This is a genomic window from Tatumella sp. JGM94 (genome assembly GCF_018257595.1).
GTDB classification, from domain to species: Bacteria; Pseudomonadota; Gammaproteobacteria; order Enterobacterales; family Enterobacteriaceae; genus Tatumella; species Tatumella punctata.
On sequence record NZ_JAERJN010000011.1, the window covers coordinates 62,681 to 88,691 of the forward strand.

The window sequence follows — 26,011 nt, forward strand, 5'->3', positions numbered from 1 at the left end:
TCTTCCGGCCTATGGAAATAGCTGCCGGTCAGGCCGAAAAATCCGGCGTTTCGGTGAAATTCGTCGTTAGTATAATTCAGGCCGTATCATGCGGCCTGAAAGATTGTGCTATTTAGTTAGCCGGGTTTATGGCTCAAGAATAACAACTTTACCGACATAAGGCAGATGGCGGTAACGTTGCGCATAGTCAATACCGTAACCGACCACAAATTCATCCGGAATAGTAAAACCGACATACTCGACGTCTACCTGCACTTCACGGCGTTCTGGTTTATCCAGCAGAGTACAAATTGCCAGTGATTTCGGCTCACGCAGCCGTAAAATTTCACGCACTTTACTCAGTGTGTTACCTGAATCGATAATATCTTCAACGATCAGGACATCTTTACCGCGGATATCTTCATCCAGATCTTTGATAATTTTAACGTCGCGGCTACTCGACATACCGCTGCCATAACTTGACGCGGTAATAAAATCGACTTCGTGAGATACCTCGATAGCCCTGCACAGATCAGCCATAAACATAAATGATCCACGTAACAGCCCTACCAGCACAATATCATTGCCGCGGTCACGGTAATCTGCGGTAATTTGCTGCCCCAGCGCGGCAATGCGCTGTTTAATTTCCTGTTCGGAAATCATCACTTCTACAGTGTGTTTCATAATATATCTCACTGATTTTACTCAGCTAAACCTCATTAATGGCCGGAATTAATACAGTAATACTCCTGCGTTAGGCTGTGGATTATCGCACAGAAAAAGGCCCGCACGATAGACCGACAGCCGATTAACCCCGGAATTCGGCTGTCAGCCCGTAGTGCGGGCCTGTTTACTGACGGATTAACTGCCGCTGACGGTAAAACTCAGCATCATGCCGGTATCTTCATGTTCCAGCAAATGACAGTGCGCCATATAAGGCTGTTCTTTGCTCGCCGTTCGCGGGAAATTCACCAGTATTTCGCTAACGCCGTTTTCCACTTTAACGATATCTTTCCAGCCACGCCGGTGGGCAGCTACCGGCTTGCCGTTCTCCGATAAAATACGGAACTGGGTTCCGTGCACATGGAACGGATGCAACATGGTGTCATCTTCACCACTGATCCGCCATATTTCACTGGTTTGTAACGGCACATCAAAGGAGATCTCATGCATATCAAAAGCTTTACCGTTGATTTTATTCCCCTGACGGAAATCATAGTCCGAAGTATGCGGCTCTGCCGCCATGCCCGTCATATGCATACTGTGGCCTGCTGGCATCTGGGTTACCGACATCCCTTCTGCGGGCATCGGGGAATTATTCATGGCCATACCGGACATGGCTGAATCATGCATTCCGGGCATTGATTTTTGGCCGTAGCGTTTCATCAGTGCCGCCATTCCCAGTTCGTCCAGTTGTTTATCCATTGATAACTTCAGCGTTCTTTTATTCAGTGTATCAAGCTGAGACTGTGCAGGCAGGGCCGGCAGGGTGGCCAGCTGGTCAGGGAGCGTGCTGCTGCCAGCAACACGTAATGGCAGAATATTGACCAGCGGTAACGGCTGATCAAAAGGTGACAGCGTCATAGCCATCTGTTCAACCGGTAACGTAACAAAGTCAAACGGCTTACCATCACTGGTATCAACCATCACTTCAAAACGTTCTCCCGGAATCATCTCCAGAGACTCGACTTTCACCGGTTCCGTTAATAAACCGCCATCACTGGCAATAATATACAGCGGTCGTTTGTCACTGCTGGTTATCATCAGGCTGCGGGCATTACAGCCGTTAAGCATCCTGAAACGCAGCCAGCCATTCGGTACGGCATGCTGCGGGTAACTGACACCATTGGTCAGCATAATATCGCCAAACCAGCCAACCGCAGCCCGCATAATATCCAGCTGATAATCTATCTCTGAACCATCAGCCGTCAGCCGCTTGTCCTGGAACACCAGCGGAATATCATCGACGCCCCACTCTATCGGTAATCGGAGTTTATCAATCTCGTTATCATCGATAATCACCAGCCCTGCCAGCCCTTTCGCCACCTGATATCCGGTCTGACCATGAAGATGCGGATGAAACCAGCAGGTTGCAGCATTCTGATCCGGAGTAAAGGTCACCTGTCGCCGTCCGCCGGCGGTGATCACCCCATGGGGTCCACCGTCTACATCGCCTTCCACTTTCAGCCCATGCCAGTGCAGAGTGGTTGCCATGGGTAAGGTATTATTAATATCAACGGTAACCTCCTGACGACGCTGCAGGCGCAGGGCCGGCCCCAGTAAACTGCCATTATATCCCCAGGTTGGAACTGTTTTTCCCTGCCATTGGCTGGTACCGGCCATTGCCGTCAGCCTTATCCGCTGACGAATATCCGGTGTTAACACCGGCGGGACAGGAAGCAATGGCCGGGGAGCGGCCATCAGAGAACGGTTCCAGATCGGCAGTAATCCGGCGGCCGTCAACGCGGTAGTAAGTTTCAGAAAGTCGCGACGCTGCATACGAATGGCCCTTAGACAGAAATGTGATTTGCTAAGCTTAAACCCTACCCCAGACGGAAGGTCAAGGGCCCGATCCTTGCGAAAAAGTCAAAACTGTCGTCATCCTGAGGACAACTATGCTAACGTTCATCACATCACAGAGATCAGAGAACCCCCATGAGTAAAATTATCAGGTTCCTGCTGCTTTCCGCTTTGCTGGGAGCATCCGGTACAAGTTTCGCACTTGATGAATCACAGGCAGAAGATATGGCCGATTTAACGGCGGTATTTATCTACCTGAAAAATGATTGTGGTTATCAGGATATCCCCGATACACAGATCCGCAACGCCCTTATTTTTTTCGCCCGCCAGAATCACTGGGACTTAAGCAATTATGATCTGATGAATATGCAACAACGGGGAGAGTCCAGCTATCAGGATCTGAGTGGCATCGCCGTCCCTACCGCCAAAAAGTGTCGCTCGCTGGCCGATAAATCCTTAAGTTTACTGGCGTATGTAAACAGATAATTTCAGTTTACGGTTTCTGCCGTGCATCCCCCCCCTGACTTCGCTATGATAGCCTGCTTATTTTCTTCGTAACGCAGCACTGAGGGTAATAGCATGTCTCAGCATGAGAAGTGGCATGAAACACTGCATGATGGTTTCGGGCAATACTTCACCATTGATAAAGAATTATACCGGGAAAAAACCGAACACCAGGACCTGGTAATTTTTGAAAACAGTGCTTTTGGCCGTGTAATGGCTCTGGATGGAGTGGTACAGACCACAGAACGGGATGAGTTCATCTACCATGAAATGCTCACCCATGTTCCGCTTTTTGCCCATGGTGATGCCCGGAGTGTATTAATCATCGGTGGCGGTGACGGTGGTATGCTGCGTGAGGTGGCACGTCATCCCGGTGTGGAAAAAATTACGATGGTGGAAATTGATGCCGGCGTAGTTACTTTCTGTCGCCAGTACCTGCCGGAACACAGTGCCGGGGCTTATGATGATCCGCGTTTTACTCTGGTCATAGACGATGGTGTCAATTTCGTCAGCCAGACCGACCAGAAATTTGATGTCATTATTTCTGATTGTACCGATCCTATCGGTCCCGGCGAAAGCCTGTTTACTTCAGACTTCTATGCCGGTTGTAAACGCTGCCTGAATGATGACGGTGTCTTTGTCGCTCAGAATGGTGTCTGCTTCCTGCAACAGGATGAAGCAATTAACAGCTATCAGCGCCTGAGCCCCTACTTTTCCGATGTGACCTTTTATCAGGCAGCAGTACCGACCTATTATGGCGGAATAATGACTTTCGCGTGGGCCAGTAACAATGCCTCTCTGCGTAAAACAGATATCGACACTCTGACATCCCGGGTCTCTCATACCGAACTCGTCTGCCGTTATTATAATCCGGAAATTCATTTAGCGAGTTTCGCACTACCCCAATATTTACTGAATGCGCTGGTAACTAAATAACCCTGCATTCCCTGAAGGAGGTGAACTAAATTGCAAAAGCTGAAACTACATGGCTTCAACAACCTGACGAAAAGCCTGAGTTTTTGTATCTACGATATTTGCTATGCGAATTCAAAAGAAGAACGTGACGGCTATATTGCTTATATTGATGAACAATATAATGCCAATCGCCTGACTGAAATACTGAGCGAAACCTGTTCAATTATCGGTGCCAATATTCTGAATATTGCCCGTCAGGATTATGAACCTCAGGGTGCCAGCGTCACCATTCTGGTCAGTGAAGAACCGGTTAACCCCGAAGATATTGATACATCAGAACATCCGGGACCGCTGCCCGATGCCATTGTTGCGCACCTGGATAAAAGCCATATTTGCGTTCATACCTATCCGGAAAGCCATCCTGAAGGCGGGCTCTGTACTTTCCGTGCCGATATTGAAGTCTCGACCTGCGGGGTTATCTCCCCCCTGAAAGCACTTAATTATCTGATCCACCAACTGGAATCTGACATTGTCACTATTGATTATCGTGTCAGAGGGTTTACCCGCGATGTTAAGGGACTCAAACATTTTATCGACCATGAGATCAATTCTATTCAGAATTTTATGTCAGATGATATGAAATCAATGTACGACATGGTGGATGTAAATGTTTATCAGGAGAATATTTTTCACACTAAAATGATGCTGAAAGAATTCGATCTGAAGCACTATTTGTTTAATACCAGACCGGATGATCTGACCGCTCAGGAACATCAGCGGATCACTGACTTACTGTGGAAAGAAATGCGCGAAATTTACTACGGCCGTAATATTCCTGCTGTTAGCCAAAAATAAGTGCACGCGGACCGGTGAACAAGGCCGGTCCGGTATCTTTACACGGCAGACCTTTTCAGGAGGTGATGGCAAACTTCTGGTAGGCATCCATCAATTGAAAAAAATCTTCCAGTCCGCAGAACGCCAGTGATTCCTGATCGTAATACGCCATGCCTTCTTCTAATTCATCCGTGTCAAATGACAGGATGTTTGCCCCGATCATCACTTCTTCAGCATCCACCCACAGGCTGTATTCTTTACCTGTTTTATGCCATTGGTTCTCAGTACCTTTAAGAGACAATGCCGCTGCGCGCACTTCATCCAGTAACGCGAGATTCCCCTGAACCTCTTCATTAAACCAATGGCCTACGGCTTCATGGTCCATCGACATCCGGACGATGACGCCGCCGGTGACATCATTCACAAACTGGTATTCCACATCTGACTCCTTACTGCACCAGTCACAATATTCTGCGGTGCATATTCCCCCGTAGTGTAGCGAAATTACCGTCCGGCGGACACTCCGGCCTGACCTGTCGGGGAGATGGAAAAATATGACAGTATCCTGTCCCCGGTAAGGATAAAAAAAAGCACCGCGCAAGCGGTGCTTTTTCGTATGTCAGTGGCCGTTTTTCGTCACATCAGACTGCGCTCTGGAAAATAACGCCGTCGGCTTTTTCCGTATACTGACTCAGACGGTCAAAGTTCAGATAACGGTAGGTATCACTGGCCGTTTGATCCACCTGCGCCATATAGTGCTGGTACTCTTCCGGGGAAGGCAGTTTGCCCAGTAACGATGAGATGGCTGCCAGTTCTGCTGAGGCCAGGTAAACATTTGCACCATTCCCCAGCCGGTTAGGGAAGTTACGGGTTGAGGTAGAGACCACTGTCGCCCCATCAGCCACCCTCGCCTGGTTTCCCATACATAGTGAACATCCCGGGATTTCCACACGGGCACCACTTTTCCCAAAGATACTGTAATACCCTTCTTCGGTCAGTTGCGCAGCGTCCATTTTGGTCGGCGGAGCCACCCACAGCCGGGTGGGCATCTGGCCTTTCTGACTGTCCAGCAATTTACCTGCAGCCCTGAAGTGACCAATATTTGTCATGCAGGAACCAATAAAGACTTCATCAATTTTTGTGCCCTGCACGTCTGATAATAAGCGGGCATCATCAGGATCGTTCGGTGCGCAGAGGATCGGCTGGGTGATCTCATTCAGATCGATATCAATAACGGCAGCATATTCTGCGTCTGTATCAGCTTCCAGTAACTGCGGGTCCGCCAGCCATTTTTCCATTCCCTGAATACGGCGTTCGATAGTACGGCGGTCACCGTAACCTTCAGCAATCATCCATTTCAGCAGCACAATATTTGAATTCAGGTACTCAATAATCGGCGCTTTATCCAGTTTAATGGTGCATCCCGCAGCTGAACGTTCTGCTGATGCATCTGACAACTCAAATGCCTGCTCGGCTTTCAGATCCGGCAGACCTTCTATCTCCAGTATCCGGCCGGAGAAAATATTTTTCTTCCCTTTTTTCTCAACAGTCAGCAGTCCCTGTCTGATGGCATATAACGGGATAGCATGGACCAGATCACGCAGAGTGATGCCCGGCTGCATTTTTCCGCTAAAACGGACTAATACCGACTCAGGCATATCCAGTGGCATAACCCCTGTTGCAGCCGCAAAAGCGACCAGTCCGGAACCGGCAGGGAAAGAAATACCAATCGGGAATCGGGTATGAGAATCACCGCCAGTCCCGACAGTATCCGGCAATAACATCCGGTTTAGCCAGCTATGTATAATCCCGTCCCCCGGACGCAGTGAAACCCCGCCGCGGTTCATAATAAAGTCCGGCAATGAATGCTGCATCGCAACGTCAACCGGTTTCGGGTACGCTGCCGTATGGCAAAATGACTGCATCACCAGGTCGGCGGAGAAGCCCAGACAGGCAAGATCTTTCAGCTCATCACGGGTCATCGGGCCAGTGGTATCCTGAGACCCGACCGAGGTCATTTTAGGCTCGCAATATTCACCCGGACGGATCCCGGTAACGCCACAGGCACGACCAACCATTTTCTGGGCCAGCGAGAAACCCCGGCTGCTTTTCTCAACATCCTTCGCCTTGCGGAATACATTACTGTGTGGCAGCCCAAGAGATTCACGGGCACGCGCAGTCAGACCACGCCCGATAATCAGCGGGATCCGGCCGCCGGCACGGACTTCATCCAGCAATACTTCTGTTTTCAGTGAAAAGGTATCCAGTAATTGATCGTTGTCATGACGACGGACTTCACCCTTATACGGATAAACATCAATGACATCGCCCATATTCAGCTTACTGACATCCAGTTCGATCGGTAATGCCCCCGCATCTTCCATCGTATTAAAGAAGATCGGCGCAATTTTACCGCCCAATACCAGACCCCCGCCTTTTTTATTCGGCACATAGGGAATATCTTCCCCCATAAACCACAATACCGAGTTGGTGGCCGATTTACGCGAAGAACCGGTACCGACAACATCCCCCGTATATACCAGCGGAAAGCCTTTGTTTTGCAACGCTTCGATTTGTTTAATCGGTCCGAGAGTGCCGGCATCATCGGGTTCAATGCCTTCACGGGGGATCTTCAGCATTGCCAGCGCATGCAGCGGAATATCCGGTCGTGACCAGGCATCCGGGGCCGGGGACAGATCATCCGTATTCGTTTCACCGGTAACTTTAAACACGGTCAGGGTAATTTTTTCTGCCAGCTGCGGGCGGGAAAGATACCATTCAGCATCGGCCCAGGATTTCATGACCTGTTGTGCATAACGGTTACCCGCTTTGGCTTTTTCTTCCACATCATAGAAACTGTCAAACATCAGCAGGGTATGAGAGAGGGCTTTTGCGGCACCGGCGGCCAGCTTGTCGTCATCCAGCGCATCAATCAGCGGGTGAATGTTATATCCGCCCTGCATCGTCCCGAGCAATTCGACCGCTTTTTGCGGGGTGATCAGCGGAGAAACCGCTTCACCTTTGGTAACTGCGGCCAGAAAACCGGCTTTTACGTAAGCGGCTTCATCAACCCCTGGCGGCACCCGATTTATTAATAAGTCTGTAAGAAATTCTTCCTCGCCCTTTGGCGGAATTTTAAGCAGTTCAACCAGTGCCGCCATTTGGGTTGCGTCTAAGGGTTTTGGAACAATTCCCTGGGCAGCACGTTCGGCAACGTGCTTACGGTATTCTTCTAGCACGACGTTCTCCTCACTCACATTGTTTGACTTCCGGGCGCCGGGATCACCACTTAAAATTTTATCTGTGCAGGGTAACGGTGTCCGGTTCCGCTTCGGCAGCATATCAGTATCGCGGACAGTTGTTAATCTGTTTACAAAAAATCAACATCTATCTGCCGCAGTGATATTGCTATTTTTTTATATAATTGTCTGATAAATAAATACATTAAAACAAAGCCCTGCACCACTATTGAAACATAATCACAAAATATAACCACACGGGTCACTCTCCGTATAAGGCCCTGCGGCCCGCACAGCGGATAAAATTTACGCTGGTTGACCCGTGGTTTAAGTTACAGGTTTACCGGTAATAATAAAAACCTTATATTTTGCCCGTCTTTATTTACAGGAATATCCCTTGAACAGTTACCGAATAAACAAGGGCAGATAGTTGTTTGTCTGCCTCCCTGGCAGACAGCGAGCAATACGCCCCGCCTGTCCCACTTTTTCTCAGACGAGGTTATCCCCAATGATTACCCACACCCTTTTTCCCCCGGGTATATTCCGTATACACCAGCCAGCATAATTTTTTGTACCACAGCACTGCCTTTTAGTACCACCCATCAAGGAGCCAACAATGGATGATGACCCGACGAGGCAACGTTATACGCGTTGCAGGGGTATTCCCGCCTGATCCCCGAAAAATCTGCAACGCATCTCAACGACTGACTGCCCTCTGCCGCTGTGAAGCGTGCCCTGGCAGCAACCAAACGGACATAAAGAGATGACTCAGATTATAAATTCCGCTCTGCCAGTGCAGGGGAAAAAACAACCGGCAATACAAAATGACTGGCTGATTGCCCGCCATATTGCCACCAGTACCGAAGCAACCCTGCAATCCCTGGCTGCCACTACAGAAGGATTAGATGAACAGCAGGTCGCGGCCCGTCAGTCGCAGTTTGGCCCGAACGAAATTGCGGTAAAAAAAGCACCTCCGGCGTTACTGCAATGGCTGCTGGCGTTTAATAACCCGTTTATCTATGTGTTGCTGGCGTTAACCGCTGTCAGCTTTATCACTGACTACTGGATCCCGCGTCGTGCAGGAGAAGAAACCGATCTTACCAGTGTAACTATCATGGGCTGTATGATCCTGTTCAGTACTCTGCTGCGCTTTATCCAGGAATTCCGTACCAACAAAGCCGCTGAAGCACTGAACTCTCTTGTCGAAGTCACCGTGACCGTACGCCGTCAGGATCAACATCATCAGCCGGTACTCCTCAAAATACCGCGTCATCTGCTGGTACCCGGCGATATTGTCTTGCTCAGTGCCGGTGACATTATTCCTGCTGACTTGCGCTTACTGGAAACCAACTCTCTGCAACTGAATCAGTCATCGCTGACCGGAGAAACCTTACCGGTAGAAAAACATGCCCGGCCAGAAGCCGCAGAGATGCCGGAAGTTATCAGCGAAAATATCGTGCTGCATCAGCCCGCTATTGCACTAATGAGTACCAGTGTACTGAGTGGTTCAGCGACGGCCGTGGTTGTCGCTATCGGTGAACAGACCTGGTTTGGTTCGCTGGCGGGTAAAGTTGCCGGTGCAGCTCCCAAAACTTCTTTTGATAAAGGAGTGAACAGTGTCAGCTGGTTACTGATCCGCTTTATGGTACTGATGGTGCCGATCGTTTTCCTGATCAATGGTTTTACCAAGGGCGAATGGACCGAAGCCCTGTTCTTCTCACTGGCGGTGGCCGTCGGGCTGACTCCTGAAATGTTACCGATGATAGTCAGCACCAACCTGGCAAAAGGTGCCATGGCGCTGGCTGCCAGAAAAGTGGTGGTTAAACGCATCAATGCTATTCAGAACCTCGGGGCGATGAATATTCTGTGTACGGATAAAACCGGTACCCTTACTGACGATAATATCGTGCTGGAGCAAGCTCTGACTCCTGACGGTGAAGAAAATTTACAGGTCGCGGAAATGGCCTGGCTGAATAGTCATTTTCAGCAAGGAATTGACAACCCGATGGACCGGGCTGTCTGTCAGTTTGCCGGGCAGCAGGGAATATCCCGCCGGTTGATGCATATCAGAAAAGCAGATGAGCTGCCTTTCGACTTCACCCGCCGCTGCCTGTCAGTCTCTGTTTATGATGACCATGGTCGTCAGCAGTTGATCAGCAAAGGGGCCAGTGAAGAAATGCTGGCCCGTTGTCTGAACGTTCAGACCGGTGGGAAAGAGCAACTGCTGACCCCGGCACTGCGCCAGCAGTTCCGGGACCGGATTGCCGCCTATAACCGTCAGGGATATCGGGTATTACTCCTCGGAAGTAAAACCCTGGATGCCGAACATTCATTACGCCGCCTGAATGATAAAGACGAACAGGATTTAACCCTGTGTGGTGTACTGTTATTCCTTGATCCGGTAAAACAAGGGGCCGACCTGGCTTTACGGTCACTGAAAGACCATGGCGTTGACGTGAAAGTACTGACCGGGGATAACGCTGAGGTGACCGAAAAAATCTGCCGTGATTTAGGCCTGTCAGCCGGAACCCCGTTACAGGGCCCGGAGATTGCCGCCATGGATGACCACAGTCTGCAACAGAAACTGGCCAGCCATACGATTTTTGCCCGGCTGACACCAACCGATAAAACCCGTATCGTCACCCTGTTACAGCAATCAGGGCATACTGTCGGTTTTCTTGGTGATGGCATCAATGATGCTGCTGCCTTGCATGCGGCTGATGTCGGTATTTCGGTAGAGAATGCAACACAAATAGCCCAGAGTGCAGCGGACATCATTTTGCTGGAGAAGGATCTTCAGGTACTGGAGCAAGGGGTCAGAATTGGCCGCCAGACCTTCGGCAATATCATCAAATACCTGAATATCACTGCCAGTTCTAATTTCGGCAACGTATTTTCGGTATTAATCGCCAGTGCTTTTATCCCCTTTATGCCGATGCTGGCAATACAGTTACTGCTGCAAAACCTGATTTATGATATCTCACAAATGCTGCTACCGTGGGACCGGATGGATGAAGAGTTCGTTGCTAAACCACGCCAATGGGATGCCGGGAACATCGGCCGGTTTATGCTGTTTATGGGACCCGTCTCCTCCGTGTTCGATGTCGCAACCTTCGCTGTGATGTGGCATATATTTGCTGCCCACAGCAGCGAAACACAATCATTGTTCCAGTCTGGCTGGTTTGTCGAAGGCTTATTATCACAAACACTGGTGGTTCATATGCTCCGGACACGAAAAATTCCGTTTATTCAGAGTTGTGCCCGCTGGCCGGTATTGCTCAGTACTCTGGTCGTGGTGATTATCGGGATTGCATTACCTTATTCGCCGCTGGCCGCAAACTTCCACTTACAGGCATTACCACTGGCCTATTTCCCGTGGCTGATCCTGATCCTTGCCGGTTACTGTTTACTGAGCCAGGTGATGAAACAGCTGTATTGCCGTCGTTTCGGTCAATGGTTTTAGCCCCGGCAGAACCGGGCTCCGGAAACAAAAAAAACGGCTCCACCGGAGCCGTTTCTGACATATGTTATACAGTTACTTTTTGCCGGCTTTCGGATTAGGCAGGTCAGTGATACTGCCTTCATAAACCTCTGCCGCCAGGCCTACAGACTCGTGCAATGTAGGGTGTGCATGGATAGTTAACGCAATATCTTCAGCATCACAACCCATTTCGATCGCCAGTCCGATTTCGCCTAACAATTCACCGCCATTTGTCCCGACAATCGCTCCGCCGATAACCCTATGAGATTCTTTATCGAAAATCAGTTTAGTCATGCCGTCGGCACAGTCGGAAGCAATTGCACGTCCCGACGCTGCCCATGGGAAGACAGAAACTTCATAGCTGATGCCTTTCTCTTTGGCTTCTTTTTCAGTCAGCCCCACCCAGGCAACTTCCGGCTCCGTATAGGCAATTGACGGAATCACTTTCGGATCAAAATAGTGTTTTTTACCGGAAATAACTTCTGCGGCCACATGCCCTTCGTGTACCCCTTTATGGGCCAGCATTGGCTGTCCGACAATATCACCGATAGCAAAGATATGCGGCACATTGGTGCGCATTTGCTTATCCACCTGAATAAAGCCGCGCTCATCGACTTCAACGCCCGCCTGACCGGCATCAAGGTTTTTACCGTTAGGCACTCGGCCGATCGCTACCAGTACAGCATCATAACGCTGCGGCTCTGCCGGGGCATTTTTGCCTTCCATTGAGACGTAGATCCCGTCCTCTTTGGCTTCAACCTGAGTTACTTTGGTTTCCAGCATCAGTCTGAACTGCTTACTGATGCGTTTCGTGAAGACTCTGACCACATCTTTATCTGCTGCCGGGATAACCTGATCAAACATTTCGACAACATCAATCTGAGAACCCAGGGCATGATACACGGTTCCCATTTCCAGACCGATAATTCCTCCGCCCATCACCAGCAGGCGTTCAGGGACGGTTTTCAGTTCCAGTGCATCCGTAGAGTCCCAGACTCTTGGATCATCATGAGGAATAAATGGCAGTTTTACCGGACGTGAACCCGCAGCAATAATCGCATTATCAAAATTAACCGTGGTCGCGCCGTTTTCACCTTCGACCAGCAGGGTATTCGCACCGGTGAATTTACCGATACCATTGACCACAGTCACTTTACGGCCTTTTGCCATACCAGCTAATCCGCCGGTCAGCTGATTAATCACTTTCTCTTTCCAGGTACGGACTTTATCAATATCGGTTTTTGGCTGTCCGAAGACAATCCCGTGAGCTTCCAGTGCCTTCGCTTCTTCGATGACTTTAGCAACATGCAACAATGCTTTGGAAGGGATACAACCGACATTAAGACATACACCGCCCAGGGTGCTGTAGCGTTCAACCAGAACGGTTTCTAATCCTAAATCGGCGCAGCGGAAAGCCGCAGAGTACCCTGCAGGGCCTGCGCCAAGTACCACGACCTGGGTTTTAATCTCTGTACTCATCATGACCTCTTATTTGACTATCCGGCGGTCCGACGTCAGTTGTTATCAGTGATAACGTCCAGCTAGCCACCGGGACGCATTTAGCGCAAGAGCTTACAGAATTGTTAACAAACTGCAAACAGCTTTGTCTGAACTGACCGGCGCCTTTTCCTGCGCCGGGAAACCGCTGCCGGACAGGGCTGCCAACGCCGAAAAGGGACCTGTCACTGTCTTTATATACCAATAAGGCCGGTGTTCACCGGCCTTATCTGCCCTGCATTACATTACCAGGCGACGAATATCTGACAGTACCTGATTAATATAAGTAATGAAGCGTGCACCGTCTGCACCATCAATGACCCGGTGGTCAAAAGATAACGACAGTGGCAGCATCAGACGCGGAGTAAACTCTTTACCATTCCATACAGGTTTCATCGCGGACTTAGAAACACCAAGGATAGCCACTTCAGGCGCGTTAACTATCGGAGTGAACGAGGTAGTACCCAGTCCGCCAAGGCTGGAGATGGTAAAGCATCCGCCCTGCATATCACCGGAGGTCAGTTTTCCGCCACGGGCCTTTTGGGATATCTCCATAAGTTCACGGGATAACTCAAGAATGCCTTTTTTGTTCACATCACGGAATACCGGGACCACCAGTCCGTTAGGTGTATCAACGGCTACCCCGATATTAATATATTTCTTCAGGGTTAAACGTTGCGCATCTTCAGAAATTGAACTGTTAAACCGCGGGAAAGCTTCCAGCGCTTTAGCAACCGCTTTCATAATAAACACAACCGGAGTGATTTTGACCTCCAGTTTTTGTTTCCCGGCGTCCGCATTCTGCTGCTTGCGGAACGCTTCCAGTTCTGTGATATCTGCTTCGTCGAAGTGTGTCACATGCGGGATCATCATCCAGTTACGGCTCAGGTTAGCCCCCGAAAGCTTCTGGATGCGTCCCAGTTCAACTTCTTCGATATCACCAAATTTGCTGAAATCGACTTTTGGCCATGGCAGCATACCGCTGATCCCGCCAGCGGCAGGTGACTCGGCACGCTTCACCGCTTCTTTTACATAGGCCTGAACGTCTTCACGCAGAATACGTTGCTTACGGCCGGTCCCTTTGACTTTCGCCAGGTTAACCCCGAATTCCCGCGCAAGACGACGGATCACCGGAGTCGCATGCACATAGGCATCATTTTCTGCGAAGTCGCCCGCTGCTGCCGGCGGTGCCGTTTTCACCGGTGCCGGTGCTGGCGCGGTTGCCGGTGCAGCAGGCGAAGCTTCGGCCGCTGCCGCGGCTGGCTGCGGCGCATTGTTAGTACCGGCAACGTCAAATACCATGATTAATGACCCGGTACTGACTTTATCACCGGTGGCAATCCGGATTTCTTTAACTGTTCCGGCAAAAGGCGCAGGGACTTCCATTGACGCTTTGTCGCCTTCAACGGTTATCAGTGATTGCTCAGTTTCAACCTTGTCACCGACTTTGACCATAATTTCAGTGACTTCAACTTCGTCGCCACCAATATCAGGGACATTCACTTCTTTCGCCTGCATTGCGGCAGAAGCCGGAGCGCTTTCAGCCTGTGGTGCCGGAGCATCTGCGGGTGCAGGTGACTGTTGTGAATCTGCCGTGTCAAAGATCATGATCAGTGATCCGGTGGCAACTTTGTCACCGATATTCACTCTGATTTCTTTAATCACACCCGCCTGTGGTGACGGCACCTCCATCGATGCCTTGTCCCCTTCTACCGTGATAATGGACTGTTCTGTCTCAACCTTATCACCCACTTTCACCAGAATCTCGGTGACTTCAACTTCATCGGAACCGATATCCGGTACGTTGATTTCGATAGACATCAATAATTACCTCTTATGCCAGACGCGGGTTGACTTTATCTGCATGGATATCGAATTTGCGGATAGCTTCAGCCACCACATTTTTATCAATTTCACCACGTTTAGCCAGTTCACCCAGAGCAGCCACCACCACATAAGAAGCATCCACTTCAAAATGATGACGCAGATTTTCGCGGCTGTCGGAGCGGCCAAATCCGTCGGTCCCCAGCACTCGATAATCACTGGCAGGGATATAGTTACGTACCTGCTCTGCAAACAGTTTCATATAATCGGTGGACGCCACCGCCGGCGCATCATCCATTACCTGTGCAATATAAGGCACACGCGGTGCTTCGGTCGGATGCAGCATATTCCAGCGTTCACAATCCTGTCCGTCACGGGCCAGTTCGGTGAAGGAAGTCACACTATAGATATCAGAGCCTACACCGTAGTCTTTGGCCAGAATTTCTGCTGCTTCACGAACATGACGCAGGATGGAACCTGATCCCAGCAACTGAACTTTACCTTTACTGCCTGCAACTGTATCCAGCTTATAAATACCTTTACGGATACCCTCTTCGGCACCTGCCGGCATCGCTGGCATATGGTAGTTTTCGTTCAGGGTCGTGATGTAGTAGTAGACATTTTCCTGAGCGTCACCGTACATCCGCTCCAGACCGTCATGCATAATCACGGCCACTTCATAAGCATATGCCGGGTCATACGAAATACAGTTAGGGATAGTCAGAGACTGAATATGACTGTGGCCATCTTCATGCTGCAGACCTTCACCGTTCAGTGTTGTACGGCCTGATGTTCCGCCCACCAGGAACCCGCGGGCCTGCTGATCGCCGGCAGCCCAGCATAAATCGCCGATACGCTGGAAACCAAACATTGAGTAGTAGATGTAGAACGGGATCATTGGCAGGTTGTTGGTGCTGTACGATGTTGCAGCCGCCAGCCAGGACGCCCCGGCACCCAGTTCGTTAATCCCTTCCTGCAGGATCTGACCTTTCTCGTCTTCTTTATAGTACGCGACCTGCTCACGATCCTGAGGGGTATATTGCTGACCGTTCGGGCTATAGATACCGATCTGCCGGAACAGTCCTTCCATACCAAAGGTACGGGCTTCATCGGCAAGAATAGGTACCAGACGATCTTTGATCGAAGGATTTTTCAGCATCACATTCAGTGCACGCACGAAAGCGATGGTGGTAGAGATTTCTTTATTCTGTTCTTCCAGCAAGGATTTAAATTCGTCCAGAGCAGGAATAGCCAGCTTCTCAGAGAATTTCTCCTGACGACTCGGCAGATATCCGCCCAGTTTTTCGCGCTGACCATGCAGATAGTTATATTCTTCAGAACCTTCCTCGAAGGTAATGTACGGCAGGCTTTCGATATTCTCATCACTGACAGGGACATTAAAACGATCACGGATATAGCGTACGCCATCCATATTCATCTTTTTCACCTGGTGAGCAATATTCTTACCTTCCGCCGTTTCACCCATACCGTAGCCTTTCACAGTATGCGCCAGAATAACCACCGGTTTGCCCTGAGTGTCCTGTGCTTTTTTCAGTGCCGCATAGACTTTTTTCGGGTCATGACCACCACGGTTCAGAGACCAGATCTCATCATCGGTCATATCTTTGACTAACTCAGCCGTTTCCGGATATTTACCAAAGAAATGTTCACGGACATACGCGCCGTTCTTCGATTTAAAGGTCTGATAATCGCCATCCACGGTTTCGTTCATTAGCTGGATCAGCTTACCACTGGTATCTTTACGCAGCAGTTCATCCCAGCGATCGCCCCAGATGACTTTAATCACTTCCCAGCCGGCTCCGGCAAAAATACCGTCCAGCTCATTAATGATTTTACCGTTACCTGTCACCGGACCATCCAGTCGCTGCAGGTTACAGTTAATGATAAAGACCAGATTATCCAGTTTTTCACGGGTCGCAATGGTAATGGCCCCTTTGGATTCCGGCTCATCCATTTCACCATCACCAAGGAAGGCATACACCGTCTGCGCTGATGTCTTTTTCAGCCCGCGATGTTCCAGATATTTCAGGAATTTAGCCTGATAGATCGCAGCCAGTGGCCCCAGCCCCATAGAGACGGTCGGGAACTGCCAGAAATCCGGCATCAGTTTCGGGTGTGGATAGGAAGATAATCCCTTGCCATGTACTTCCTGACGGAAGTTATTCATCTGCTCTTCGGTCAGACGACCTTCCAGGAACGCACGGGAGTAAATTCCCGGAGAAATATGTCCCTGGAAATACACCAGGTCGCCACCATCCTGTGCCGTACGGGCACGGAAAAAGTGGTTAAAACACACTTCGTAGATAGTTGCCGAAGACTGGAAAGACGACATATGTCCGCCCAGTTCCAAATCTTTTTTGGAAGCACGTAATACGGCCATAATAGCATTCCAGCGAATGGCTGAACGAATGCGTCGCTCCAGTGACTGATTCCCCGGGTATTCCGGTTCATCTTCAACAGCAATAGTATTGACATAGTTGTGTGCCGTTACTCCGGCTGCAACATTCACACCACCTTTGCGTGCAGCATCCAGTACCTGATCAATTAAGTACTGAGCGCGTTCAACACCTTCTTCACGGATGACCGATTCGAGCGCCTGTAGCCAGTCGCGGGTTTCAATCGGATCCACGTCATTAGGTAAACGTTCTGACATGGGGTTATTCCTTATCTGTGTCTATTACGTTGATTTTTAATAAGGTTATCTGTAACGGCCGTCTTTCAGGGTACAGAACCGCGATAACCCTATCTTTATTGCACACCTCAATGTGCCTAATCCTTGCGTTGCTGGAGACGCCTTAATGAACGTTCCCGCCGGCTTTGCTCCCGGCTTCTGTCCAGCAATATTTCCTCAATAAACGCCAGGTGTGAGTGTGATTCTTCACGGGCTTTTTCCGGCTCTCGTGCAATAATCGCCTCAAATATTCTGGCGCGGTGCCCGCTCACTTTCGCCAGCATATCGCGGCGTAAGTAGAGGATTTCAAAATTTTGCCGGACATTTTGCTCAAGTAACGGCCCCATCGCACGTACCAGATGGAGTAATACCGCATTATGGGCGGCTTCAGTGACCGTTATTTGATATTTAATGACAGCATCGGCTTCAGCATCCAGATTCCCGCTATCCTGTGCCTGACGGATACGGAGATAGTATTCACGAATGCGCAGTAAGTCTTCTTCGGTCCCGCGTAATGCTGCATAATACGCAGCGATCCCTTCCAGCGCATGGCGCGTTTCCAGCAGATCAAAGCGGGATTCAGAAGAGTTTGCCAGTAAACCGACCAGCGGATCGCTTACACTGTGCCAGAGGTCACTTTGCACAAAGGTTCCTCCGCCCTGACGACGTAGCAACAGGCCTCTGGCCTCAAGACGCAGAATAGCCTCACGTACCGAGGGACGCGACACTTCAAATTGGCGGGCCAGTTCACGCTCCGGGGGGAGTTGCTCTCCCGGACACAGGGAACCTTCCATAATAAGCGATTCCAGCTGCTGTTCAATCACATCAGACAGCTTAGGTTGTCGGATTTTGTTATATGCCATCACAGATGATTTTTATCTTCCTGACCGGGTTCCGGATAATTGGTATTACCAATTGACAGAATATGGCGGTAAAGTAACAAACTATTTACCAGGTGTCTATATTCTGCAATCACGTTTCCGGAAGGATCAAATCTGGTTATTGTCAGATTTCAGGTCAGCATTCAGAGGAGTATTCGGCGGTTGTGCAGATAATCTGCATTTATTTTCCGGATAAATATGTTTGAAAACAAATGCTCTGCCACCCTGTGTTATATTCTCCACTCTGCAAGCTGATGACAATTCTCTCCTTTTGCGCACGAAACAACAAAAGCAAGGTGCAAAGCACCTGACTTATCACTATTCTGATGCGCGGACCGACAGGTACTGCTACCGGGGGTCACAGGGTAAAATAATAATCATAGTCAATAAATAGCTGCATCTGTTACTGCGGATCGCAGTGTTATTCATTATTACGAGGTTTTTATGGAAAAACAGCAAGAGGACACACTGAACAGGGGGTTGAAAAACCGCCATATTCAGTTGATCGCTCTGGGTGGCGCTATTGGTACCGGCCTGTTTCTGGGGATTGCACAAACAATTAAAATGGCCGGGCCTTCTGTTCTGCTGGGTTATGCCATTGGCGGATTTATCGCCTTTTTGATTATGCGCCAGCTGGGCGAAATGGTAGTTGAAGAACCGGTTGCCGGGTCATTCAGCCACTTTGCTTATAAATACTGGGGCAGTTTTGCCGGCTTTGCTTCCGGCTGGAATTACTGGGTACTGTACGTGCTGGTCGCCATGGCAGAACTTACGGCTGTCGGTGTTTACATCCAGTACTGGTGGCCGGAAATCCCTACCTGGGTTTCTGCAGCTATCTTCTTCGTGCTGATTAATGCCATCAATCTGACCAACGTTAAAGTCTATGGTGAAATGGAGTTCTGGTTTTCCATTATCAAAGTGGTGGCAGTGGTCGGTATGATTATATTCGGTGGCTGGCTGCTGTTTAGCGGTACTGGCGGACCCGATGCTTCAGTAACCAATATATGGCAGGCAGGCGGATTTTTCCCGCACGGGATCACCGGACTGGTGATGTCGATGGCAGTCATAATGTTCTCGTTTGGCGGGCTTGAACTGGTAGGGATTACGGCTGCTGAAGCAGACAACCCTGAAAAAAGTATTCCGAAAGCCACCAACCAGGTCCTGTACCGAATCCTGATTTTTTATATTGGCTCTCTGACAATACTGTTATCCTTATATCCGTGGACCAAAGTTGTTGAAGGTGGCAGTCCGTTTGTACTGATCTTCCATGAACTGGGCGACAGCCTGGTGGCTAACGCCCTGAACGTGGTGATCCTGACAGCCGCTTTATCTGTATATAACAGCTGTGTATACAGTAACAGCCGTATGCTGTACGGTCTGGCAAAACAGGGCAATGGTCCGCGCGCGTTACTGAAAGTTGACCGTCGTGGCGTCCCCTATATAGCTTTAGGGCTGTCGGCGTTTGCCACTGCTATCGGTGTCCTGATTAATTACCTGATGCCAGCGAAAGCCTTTGGTTTACTGATGTCACTGGTGGTATCCGCACTGGTAATCAACTGGGCAATGATCAGTCTGGCACACCTGAAGTTCCGTAAAGCGAAAGATAAGCAGGGTGTTATCACCCGTTTCAGGGCACTGTTCTACCCGGTTGGTAACTGGATCTGCCTGCTGTTCCTCGCTGCAATCCTGGTGGTTATGGCAATCACTCCCGGTATGGCTATTTCGGTCTGGCTCATCCCGGTCTGGCTGATAATTCTGGCCATCGGCTATCTGTTCACCGTTAAGCGTCGCACTCTCTGACCATTACTGCAGAAAAAGACGCGCTCTCCCGTCTGCGGGGGACCGGCAGGACACCATAAAAAACGGGCCCGGTAATACTTAGCGGGCCCGTTTTTTTTACTGGCTGACGGGGACAACACACTTATAACAATGCACCGCTAATAGTCAGCAGTGCCACCACCACCACCAGTACCAGTGTAATACGTTTCGCCAGCGCCACCGCCATACGCGGCTTTTCGACTTTATCGTTGCAGGGATCACGCTCCAGCGAAAACTGAGCAAGCTGTGTCAGTACCTGATAAGGTTTACGACGAAAATCAGTCAGAAACTTCAGCCATGCCGGTAACGCTTTTTCCCCGTGGCCCAGCAAAGCATAGGCCAGCCCCGCCAGGCGAACCGGAATCCAGTCTGCGATAAACAGCAGACGGTCGACTCCCGACTGTTCACGTTCAGCCGCCGTATGATGGGCCGCCAGCCATCCCTGCCAAGCACGTAAAAAAGCGTAACCTGCCAGAGTCACCGGTCCCCAGGGACCGCCGGCGACAAACCAGAACAAAGGGGCCAGGTAAAAACGGTAGTTAATCCACAGTAATGCATTCTGTAACTCGCGCAAATACACCCGCTGGTTCACGGTTTCCGGCAGACCATGTATCACACTTAACTCTTCTGCCATCGCCTGATGTGCGGCATTATCATCCGTACTGGCGGATTTCAGGTAAGCATGATAGTGCTGGCGGGTAATACCGGCGCCAATACACAATACGCCAACCAGCACCCACAGTACTAACGAAGCAACACCAAACAACAGCCCCTGCAAGCTGTGTACCACAACCAGTGTAATCAGCATCGCCAGAATCACCATGCCGCCGGTACGCACCAGCGAAAAATGGGTCTGGCCACGAAATACAGGTTTAAGGCGGTGTTCGAGCTGCCAGTGTTCGCCGAGCTTAAATAAACGCTCCCAGCCAAGTACCAGTAACAAAGTAAATAACGTCATGCTTTCCAGCCTTTATCTCATTGGGTTCCGGTTTACTTATTCGTCATAGCAAGCAGTTGTTGCCGGTAATATTGCCAGTCAAAAGCCTCTCCCGGGTCTGTCTTACGGCCCGGTGCAATATCACTGTGTCCGGTGATATGTTCACTTTTAATCGGATAGTACTTCATCAGTGTCCGTGTCAGCAGACAAAGGGCATGATACTGCTGTTCTGTATAAGGCAGAACATCCGTCCCTTCCAGCTCAATACCAATGGAGAAATCGTTACAATTGTCCTGCCCCTGATAAGACGATTGTCCGGCATGCCAGGCGCGTTTATCAAAAGCAACATACTGGACGATTTCCCCGTCACGGCGGATCAGACAATGGGCGGCCACCTTCAGGGCGGCAATTTCACTGAAATAAGGATCAGCCTGAGGATCAAGGCACCCCGTAAACAACTGATCAATCCACGGCCCGCCGAATTCCCCCGGCGGAAGACTGATATTATGTACCACCAACAGCCAGGGGCTGGTATCTTCCGGACGCAGGTTAAAATGTTCTGAAGGTACCTTTCTGGCCTCTGCCAGCCAGCCTGATTCTATTTTCATCTTCGCGCTGTTCTCCGCCAGGGTTCGAGAATATCATAAATACTGCCATGATATTGTTTCACGTCATTGGAGGCCAGTCATGGATGCTTATTGTGACGATTCATATGGTTACCAAATACTTAACTGGTTACGCTATTCAACTGGCAGCGCGGCAGACACCGGGCTACAGTATTTATTCCTGTGACTAAAGGAGCAAACTTCCTTATGCCGATAAGCCATTACGCTGCAGAGCACAGCCATCAGCTGTTACTCGAACGAATCAAAACCGAAATTCCCGAATACGTAAAACAGGCACTAAAAGATACCCGCCCCAGCCGTCTGATCCCAAAACACAGGCAGGGTCAGGCGATAATCAGTTGCGGGGAAGACGGTATTTTCTGTGGCAAAGCATGGGTCGATGAACTTTTTAGTCAGCTGGATCCCGGCATTAACGTACAGTGGCAGGTAAATGATGCGGACAATATCCGCACCGGTCAGACACTGGCTACAGTCAGTGGCCCTGCGGCTGTACTGCTGAGTGCTGAAAGTACCCTGTTACGTTTTTTAAAGACCTTATCCGGCGCGGCAACCCATATAGCGCACTGTATCAGCCTGTTATCGGGCGACGTGACACGCTTTATCGATACTCTCAGCAATATCAGCGGGACCGATAGCCTGAAATATGCGTTGCTGACCGGCGCCGGACAATCGAAACGGCTGGATTTTTGCGATACGATCCCACTGAAAGAGAACCATATCATTGCCTGTGGATCAGTCTCTGAGGCGATAGAAAATGCCCGCTGGATAGACCCCGATCGGCCAGTTGAGATTGAAGTCACTTCCGGTGAGCAACTGGCAGAGGCTATCCGCGCCGGGGCAAACATTATCCTGCTGCGCAATTTCACCCGGGGCGACACCCTTGATGCTATTACGGCCGTCCGGCAGAGTGCCGTACAAATACTCCTCGAAGCCGGGGGGAATATTTCACCGGATCAGCTGCAGGAACTAAGCCTGACGGGTATCGATTACATTTCTGCAGATTCACTGATCCGCCATTATCGCCCGCTGGATATCTCCCTGCAATTTATCGCCACTGCCGGCTAAACGGCGCGAATAACGGGGACTTTTTCTGAAGCTGTCCCCTATAGATTTTAAACTCAATGCAACACAAGCCGGTTAACCCTGAGCCATCCCCGGTACTGTTATTTTCGCTGCCCGGCACTGAGTATCTCTGAGTTACTCTCCTTTTCCCGTCCATAAGGAGAGCCGCATGTATAACCAGCAAGGATTTACCCTGATCGAGCTGATGATTGTTATTGCGATTATCGCCATCCTCAGTGCTATCGGTCTGCCCGCTTACCAGAATTACCTGCAGAAAGCAGCAATCACCGATATGTTGCAACTGATGATGCCCTACAAAACGGCCATTGAATTATGCAGTATGGAAAAAGGGACTGTGCAGGGGTGCAATGCCGAAAGCTACGGCATTCCGGGCGTTAAGGGGTCCCGTTATGCTGAAAAAGTACAAATCAGCGATGGGCAAATGACACTGCGGGGGCTGGAAACCCTTAGCGGGTTAACCGTCAGACTTTTCCCCCAATGGGATCCTCAGTCAGGCGATTTCCGGTGGCAAAAAAAATGCCAGAGCGAAAACAGCCTGCTACTTAATAACTGTAAGTCACAGTTCCGGTTTGATGATCAGCAGGAGGGACTATGATCTCCCTGCCACTGGAAGTTCTCTGCCGCCAGCTGCCTGCCTGCATTATCTCTTATGACACAAAATATCTGAGGCTCGCGGTCGTTACCCCTCCGCCGCCCGATATTACTGATGCCTTACGCTTTGCCAGCCAGCGCCAGATCGAATTCGAATACTGGCCGCAGGCCCGTATCGAAAGTCAGCGCAGGCAACAATCGTCACATTCATTGTCGTTAGCTGAACCTGAACCGCAGACAGTACCGCTGATCGCTGAACAGTTATTATCCCGCGCAATTCAGCAACGGGCATCAGATATACATCTGGAATCGACCCCGCTGGGGCCGGTAATAAGGTTACGGATAGACGGTTTACTGCATCCTACTCCGCTGACGGCCAGTTGCACGGCAGAGGCGCTGGTTGCACGGTTTAAAGTACTGGCCGGGCTGGATATTGCCGAAACCAGGCTCCCGCAGGATGGTCAGCTGAGCCTGACTCTGGACGGTGAAAACCACAGTTTCCGCCTTTCGACACTGGCGACCCGCTGTGGTGAAAAACTGGTTATCAGACGTCTGCGCTCAGTCAAACAAGCTCTGGCCCCGGCACAGCTTGGTTTTGATAAAGATGACTTACAACAGGTGCTTACTATTCTCCGCCAGCCTCAGGGAATGATTCTGGTGACCGGCCCGACCGGCAGCGGTAAAACCTTCACGCTATATAGTCTGCTGAGCCAGCTGAATACCCCGGATAAAAACCTCTCTACGGTTGAAGATCCCATCGAGATACCGCTGGAAGGCGTGAACCAGACACAGCTCAACAGTAAAGCCGGACTCGATTTTTCCCTTATCCTGCGGGCTTTACTCCGCCAGGATCCGGATGTGATTATGATCGGAGAAATACGGGATAACGACACGGCAGATATTGCGGTAAAGGCCGCCCAGACCGGACATCTGGTCCTTTCAACCCTGCACACAAATTCTACCGGAGAGACGCTGATACGCCTCCGGCAGATGGGTATCGCCGGTTACCTGCTGGCCGCATCACTCCGGCTGGTCATTGCACAGCGGCTGGTACGAAAACTCTGTACTCACTGCCGTCATCCGGCTGGAACGGAGATCAGGCTCCCCGCTTCTGTCCGGAAATCCCCTTTAGGGCACTGGCTGGCCGACGGATGCGACCACTGCTTTTCCGGCTATTACGGGCGTATCGCACTGTTTGAAATACTGCCGGTCTGTGGTGCATTACACCAGGCGATAGCCAGTGATGCCTCTCCGGAGACATTGCGTGAAATCGCCTGCCGTCAGGGAGGCCGATCATTATTCAGCACCGGTATCAATGCGGTCGAAAAAGGGATCACTTCATGGTCCGAAATATTACGGGTGATCGGGGGCAATCGTGAGTAACTATGCTTTGTTTTACTGGCAAGCCGTAAACAGTAAAGGGCAGCCTTGTGAGGGGTACAGGCTGGTGAGACACCGTCATCAGTTATCCCGTATACTGAACGATGATGGCCTGGTCCCCGTCAGAATCACAAAAAAAAAGTTATGTCCGCCCCGTTACTGGCGATGCGAGCAAAGAATACTGATCTTCAGCCAAATCAGTATCCTGCTACAGGCCGGCCTGCCGCTGGCCGACGGGCTGGGACTGCTGGCAGAAGGCCACCCGCAAAAAGCCTGGCAGGCGTTACTGATACAGTTACAGCAGCAGATACTGTCCGGCGTTACCTTTTCGGCCGCTTTGCGCTGCTGGCCGGAAATATTTCCCCTGTTATGTATCTCGCTGGTGTATGCCGGTGAACAAACAGGTCACCTGGAACAATGTTGTAGACAGCTGGCAGAACAGCAACAACGTGAAATGAAGTTAAAAAAAAACTGACCAAAGCCCTGCGCTATCCACTATTTATTCTGCTGCTGACATGCCTGATCAGTACCGCGATGCTGCTATGGGTTCTGCCGGAGTTTGCAGCCATTTATCGCTCATCAGATACTCCCCTGCCCGCATTTACCCGTCAGCTGATTAATCTGTCAGATTTCCTGTTATCGGTAGCTCCGGCAGTGCTGGTGCTCACTGTGATACTGACAGCGTTCTGGCGAACCGCGAGAAAACACTTTCCTGACTGGATAGTCACTGAACAGCGCCTGCTGCTGAAAGTCCCTCTCGCGGGTTGCCTGTGGCAGGCTGCGGTACTGGCCCGGATATTCAGCTTACTGGCTCTGACCCAGCGGGCAGGACTCCCGTTACGTGAAGGCCTGACAATTACGCAAAATCTTCACGGCCGGGGTTTATGGCAGCAGGCTCTCTGTGCACTGCAGCAACATATTGAGCAAGGACAACCTCTGTCATCCGGCCTTCGGCTGCGGAACGAATTTCCACAGTTATGTTACTTACTGACACGGCTCGGAGAACAGACCGGTGCATCAGATATACTGTTTGTCCGGCTGGCGGACTGGTTCGAAAATATTGTCCGACAAAAAGCGGGCAGCCTGGCAGCCTCAGTAGAGCCGGTCATGTTGATTATTACCGCAATCATTACCGGGAGCATTGTGATTGCTATGTATCTGCCAATGTTCAGCCTCGGTGATGCGCTATTTTGATACGCTCCCCGCCCTG

At 50.3% G+C, this 26,011-nt stretch carries 20 protein-coding genes; 10 read left to right on the forward strand and 10 right to left on the reverse strand.

What is annotated here, in order from left to right; genetic code table 11:
* Window positions 1-126: 126 nt before the first annotated feature.
* Window positions 127-663 (reverse strand): hypoxanthine phosphoribosyltransferase, encoded by a 537-nt coding sequence (gene hpt / locus JK216_RS09535; protein ID WP_212708357.1) that lies wholly within the window; start codon window positions 661-663, stop codon window positions 127-129.
* A 177-nt stretch (window positions 664-840) separates the two neighbouring features.
* The gene (gene cueO / locus JK216_RS09540; protein ID WP_212708358.1) at window positions 841-2,478 is read right to left on the reverse strand and encodes a multicopper oxidase CueO; all 1,638 of its coding nucleotides are present in this window, start codon (window positions 2,476-2,478) and stop codon (window positions 841-843) included.
* Window positions 2,479-2,634: 156 nt separating this feature from the next.
* Between cueO and JK216_RS09545 the strand changes: the two genes are divergently transcribed.
* From JK216_RS09545 to speD, 3 genes are all read left to right on the forward strand, one after another.
* A complete protein-coding gene (locus tag JK216_RS09545) occupies window positions 2,635-2,985 on the forward strand; it encodes a YacC family pilotin-like protein (RefSeq protein ID WP_212708359.1) in 351 nt (116 codons plus the stop codon).
* A 93-nt stretch (window positions 2,986-3,078) separates the two neighbouring features.
* Window positions 3,079-3,939, forward strand: a complete 861-nt coding sequence (gene speE / locus JK216_RS09550; RefSeq protein WP_212708360.1) for a polyamine aminopropyltransferase — start codon at window positions 3,079-3,081, stop codon at window positions 3,937-3,939.
* A gap of 30 nt (window positions 3,940-3,969) precedes the next feature.
* On the forward strand, window positions 3,970-4,773 hold the full coding sequence (gene speD, locus JK216_RS09555) for an adenosylmethionine decarboxylase (protein WP_212708361.1): 804 nt from the start codon (window positions 3,970-3,972) through the stop codon (window positions 4,771-4,773).
* Window positions 4,774-4,828: 55 nt separating this feature from the next.
* Here the strand turns inward: speD and JK216_RS09560 are convergent, their stop codons facing one another.
* Window positions 4,829-5,191 carry a YacL family protein gene (locus JK216_RS09560; protein ID WP_212708362.1) on the reverse strand — a complete coding sequence of 121 codons (363 nt, stop codon included), beginning with the start codon at window positions 5,189-5,191 and terminating at the stop codon, window positions 4,829-4,831.
* A gap of 202 nt (window positions 5,192-5,393) precedes the next feature.
* A complete protein-coding gene (gene acnB, locus JK216_RS09565; protein ID WP_212711585.1) occupies window positions 5,394-7,991 on the reverse strand; it encodes a bifunctional aconitate hydratase 2/2-methylisocitrate dehydratase in 2,598 nt (865 codons plus the stop codon).
* A gap of 763 nt (window positions 7,992-8,754) precedes the next feature.
* On the opposite strand from acnB, the gene mgtA reads away from it, so the two are divergent.
* Window positions 8,755-11,454: a magnesium-translocating P-type ATPase gene (gene mgtA / locus JK216_RS09570; RefSeq protein WP_212711586.1), complete on the forward strand. Its 2,700-nt coding sequence runs from the start codon at window positions 8,755-8,757 to the stop codon at window positions 11,452-11,454.
* A gap of 72 nt (window positions 11,455-11,526) precedes the next feature.
* Here the strand turns inward: mgtA and lpdA are convergent, their stop codons facing one another.
* The 4 genes from lpdA to pdhR all read right to left on the reverse strand — a co-directional run bounded on the left by lpdA (window position 11,527) and on the right by pdhR (window position 18,348).
* Window positions 11,527-12,951: a dihydrolipoyl dehydrogenase gene (lpdA, locus tag JK216_RS09575; RefSeq protein ID WP_212708375.1), complete on the reverse strand. Its 1,425-nt coding sequence runs from the start codon at window positions 12,949-12,951 to the stop codon at window positions 11,527-11,529.
* Between the two features lie 258 nt (window positions 12,952-13,209).
* A complete protein-coding gene (gene aceF, locus JK216_RS09580; RefSeq protein WP_212711587.1) occupies window positions 13,210-14,790 on the reverse strand; it encodes a pyruvate dehydrogenase complex dihydrolipoyllysine-residue acetyltransferase in 1,581 nt (526 codons plus the stop codon).
* Window positions 14,791-14,803: 13 nt separating this feature from the next.
* Window positions 14,804-17,467, reverse strand: a complete 2,664-nt coding sequence (gene aceE, locus JK216_RS09585) for a pyruvate dehydrogenase (acetyl-transferring), homodimeric type (RefSeq protein WP_212711588.1) — start codon at window positions 17,465-17,467, stop codon at window positions 14,804-14,806.
* Window positions 17,468-17,583: 116 nt separating this feature from the next.
* Complete coding sequence (pdhR, locus tag JK216_RS09590; protein ID WP_212708376.1) at window positions 17,584-18,348, reverse strand: pyruvate dehydrogenase complex transcriptional repressor PdhR; 765 nt, start codon at window positions 18,346-18,348, stop codon at window positions 17,584-17,586.
* 462 nt (window positions 18,349-18,810) lie between these two features.
* On the opposite strand from pdhR, the gene aroP reads away from it, so the two are divergent.
* Window positions 18,811-20,166, forward strand: a complete 1,356-nt coding sequence (aroP, locus tag JK216_RS09595; protein ID WP_212711589.1) for an aromatic amino acid transporter AroP — start codon at window positions 18,811-18,813, stop codon at window positions 20,164-20,166.
* A 121-nt stretch (window positions 20,167-20,287) separates the two neighbouring features.
* On the opposite strand, the gene ampE is transcribed toward aroP, so the two are convergent.
* A complete protein-coding gene (gene ampE, locus JK216_RS09600) occupies window positions 20,288-21,142 on the reverse strand; it encodes a beta-lactamase regulator AmpE (protein ID WP_212708368.1) in 855 nt (284 codons plus the stop codon).
* Between the two features lie 32 nt (window positions 21,143-21,174).
* Entirely contained in the window at window positions 21,175-21,729 is a 555-nt protein-coding gene (gene ampD, locus JK216_RS09605; protein WP_212708369.1) for a 1,6-anhydro-N-acetylmuramyl-L-alanine amidase AmpD, read from the reverse strand.
* Between the two features lie 204 nt (window positions 21,730-21,933).
* Here ampD and nadC point away from each other — a divergent pair, with 204 nt between their 5' ends.
* From nadC to JK216_RS09630, 5 genes are all read left to right on the forward strand, one after another.
* Window positions 21,934-22,812 carry a carboxylating nicotinate-nucleotide diphosphorylase gene (nadC, locus tag JK216_RS09610; RefSeq protein ID WP_212708370.1) on the forward strand — a complete coding sequence of 293 codons (879 nt, stop codon included), beginning with the start codon at window positions 21,934-21,936 and terminating at the stop codon, window positions 22,810-22,812.
* 166 nt (window positions 22,813-22,978) lie between these two features.
* Complete coding sequence (ppdD, locus tag JK216_RS09615; protein ID WP_212710487.1) at window positions 22,979-23,425, forward strand: prepilin peptidase-dependent pilin; 447 nt, start codon at window positions 22,979-22,981, stop codon at window positions 23,423-23,425.
* Window positions 23,422-24,804 carry a type II secretion system protein GspE gene (gspE, locus tag JK216_RS09620; RefSeq protein ID WP_212709342.1) on the forward strand — a complete coding sequence of 461 codons (1,383 nt, stop codon included), beginning with the start codon at window positions 23,422-23,424 and terminating at the stop codon, window positions 24,802-24,804. Before ppdD ends, gspE begins: the two co-directional genes overlap by 4 nt.
* A complete protein-coding gene (locus JK216_RS09625; protein WP_212711590.1) occupies window positions 24,797-25,276 on the forward strand; it encodes a type II secretion system F family protein in 480 nt (159 codons plus the stop codon). The genes gspE and JK216_RS09625 overlap by 8 nt, the downstream gene beginning before the upstream one ends.
* A gap of 59 nt (window positions 25,277-25,335) precedes the next feature.
* Window positions 25,336-25,995, forward strand: coding sequence for a type II secretion system F family protein (locus JK216_RS09630; protein WP_212711591.1), 660 nt, complete (start codon window positions 25,336-25,338; stop codon window positions 25,993-25,995).
* Window positions 25,996-26,011: the final 16 nt, after the last annotated feature.

What these genes read in the sequence shown, in the direction of transcription:
- ppdD (WP_212710487.1), top strand. Translation starts at nt 22,979, where the DNA reads ATGTATAACCAGCAAGGATTTACCCTGATCGAGCTGATGATTGTTATT.
- ampD (WP_212708369.1), bottom strand. Translation starts at nt 21,729, where the DNA reads ATGAAAATAGAATCAGGCTGGCTGGCAGAGGCCAGAAAGGTACCTTCA.
- aroP (WP_212711589.1), top strand. Translation starts at nt 18,811, where the DNA reads ATGGAAAAACAGCAAGAGGACACACTGAACAGGGGGTTGAAAAACCGC.
- gspE (WP_212709342.1), top strand. Translation starts at nt 23,422, where the DNA reads ATGATCTCCCTGCCACTGGAAGTTCTCTGCCGCCAGCTGCCTGCCTGC.
- mgtA (WP_212711586.1), top strand. Translation starts at nt 8,755, where the DNA reads ATGACTCAGATTATAAATTCCGCTCTGCCAGTGCAGGGGAAAAAACAA.
- ampE (WP_212708368.1), bottom strand. Translation starts at nt 21,142, where the DNA reads ATGACGTTATTTACTTTGTTACTGGTACTTGGCTGGGAGCGTTTATTT.
- speE (WP_212708360.1), top strand. Translation starts at nt 3,079, where the DNA reads ATGTCTCAGCATGAGAAGTGGCATGAAACACTGCATGATGGTTTCGGG.
- aceE (WP_212711588.1), bottom strand. Translation starts at nt 17,467, where the DNA reads ATGTCAGAACGTTTACCTAATGACGTGGATCCGATTGAAACCCGCGAC.
- JK216_RS09545 (WP_212708359.1), top strand. Translation starts at nt 2,635, where the DNA reads ATGAGTAAAATTATCAGGTTCCTGCTGCTTTCCGCTTTGCTGGGAGCA.
- JK216_RS09630 (WP_212711591.1), top strand. Translation starts at nt 25,336, where the DNA reads ATGCTGCTATGGGTTCTGCCGGAGTTTGCAGCCATTTATCGCTCATCA.
- cueO (WP_212708358.1), bottom strand. Translation starts at nt 2,478, where the DNA reads ATGCAGCGTCGCGACTTTCTGAAACTTACTACCGCGTTGACGGCCGCC.
- aceF (WP_212711587.1), bottom strand. Translation starts at nt 14,790, where the DNA reads ATGTCTATCGAAATCAACGTACCGGATATCGGTTCCGATGAAGTTGAA.
- nadC (WP_212708370.1), top strand. Translation starts at nt 21,934, where the DNA reads ATGCCGATAAGCCATTACGCTGCAGAGCACAGCCATCAGCTGTTACTC.
- pdhR (WP_212708376.1), bottom strand. Translation starts at nt 18,348, where the DNA reads ATGGCATATAACAAAATCCGACAACCTAAGCTGTCTGATGTGATTGAA.
- lpdA (WP_212708375.1), bottom strand. Translation starts at nt 12,951, where the DNA reads ATGAGTACAGAGATTAAAACCCAGGTCGTGGTACTTGGCGCAGGCCCT.
- hpt (WP_212708357.1), bottom strand. Translation starts at nt 663, where the DNA reads ATGAAACACACTGTAGAAGTGATGATTTCCGAACAGGAAATTAAACAG.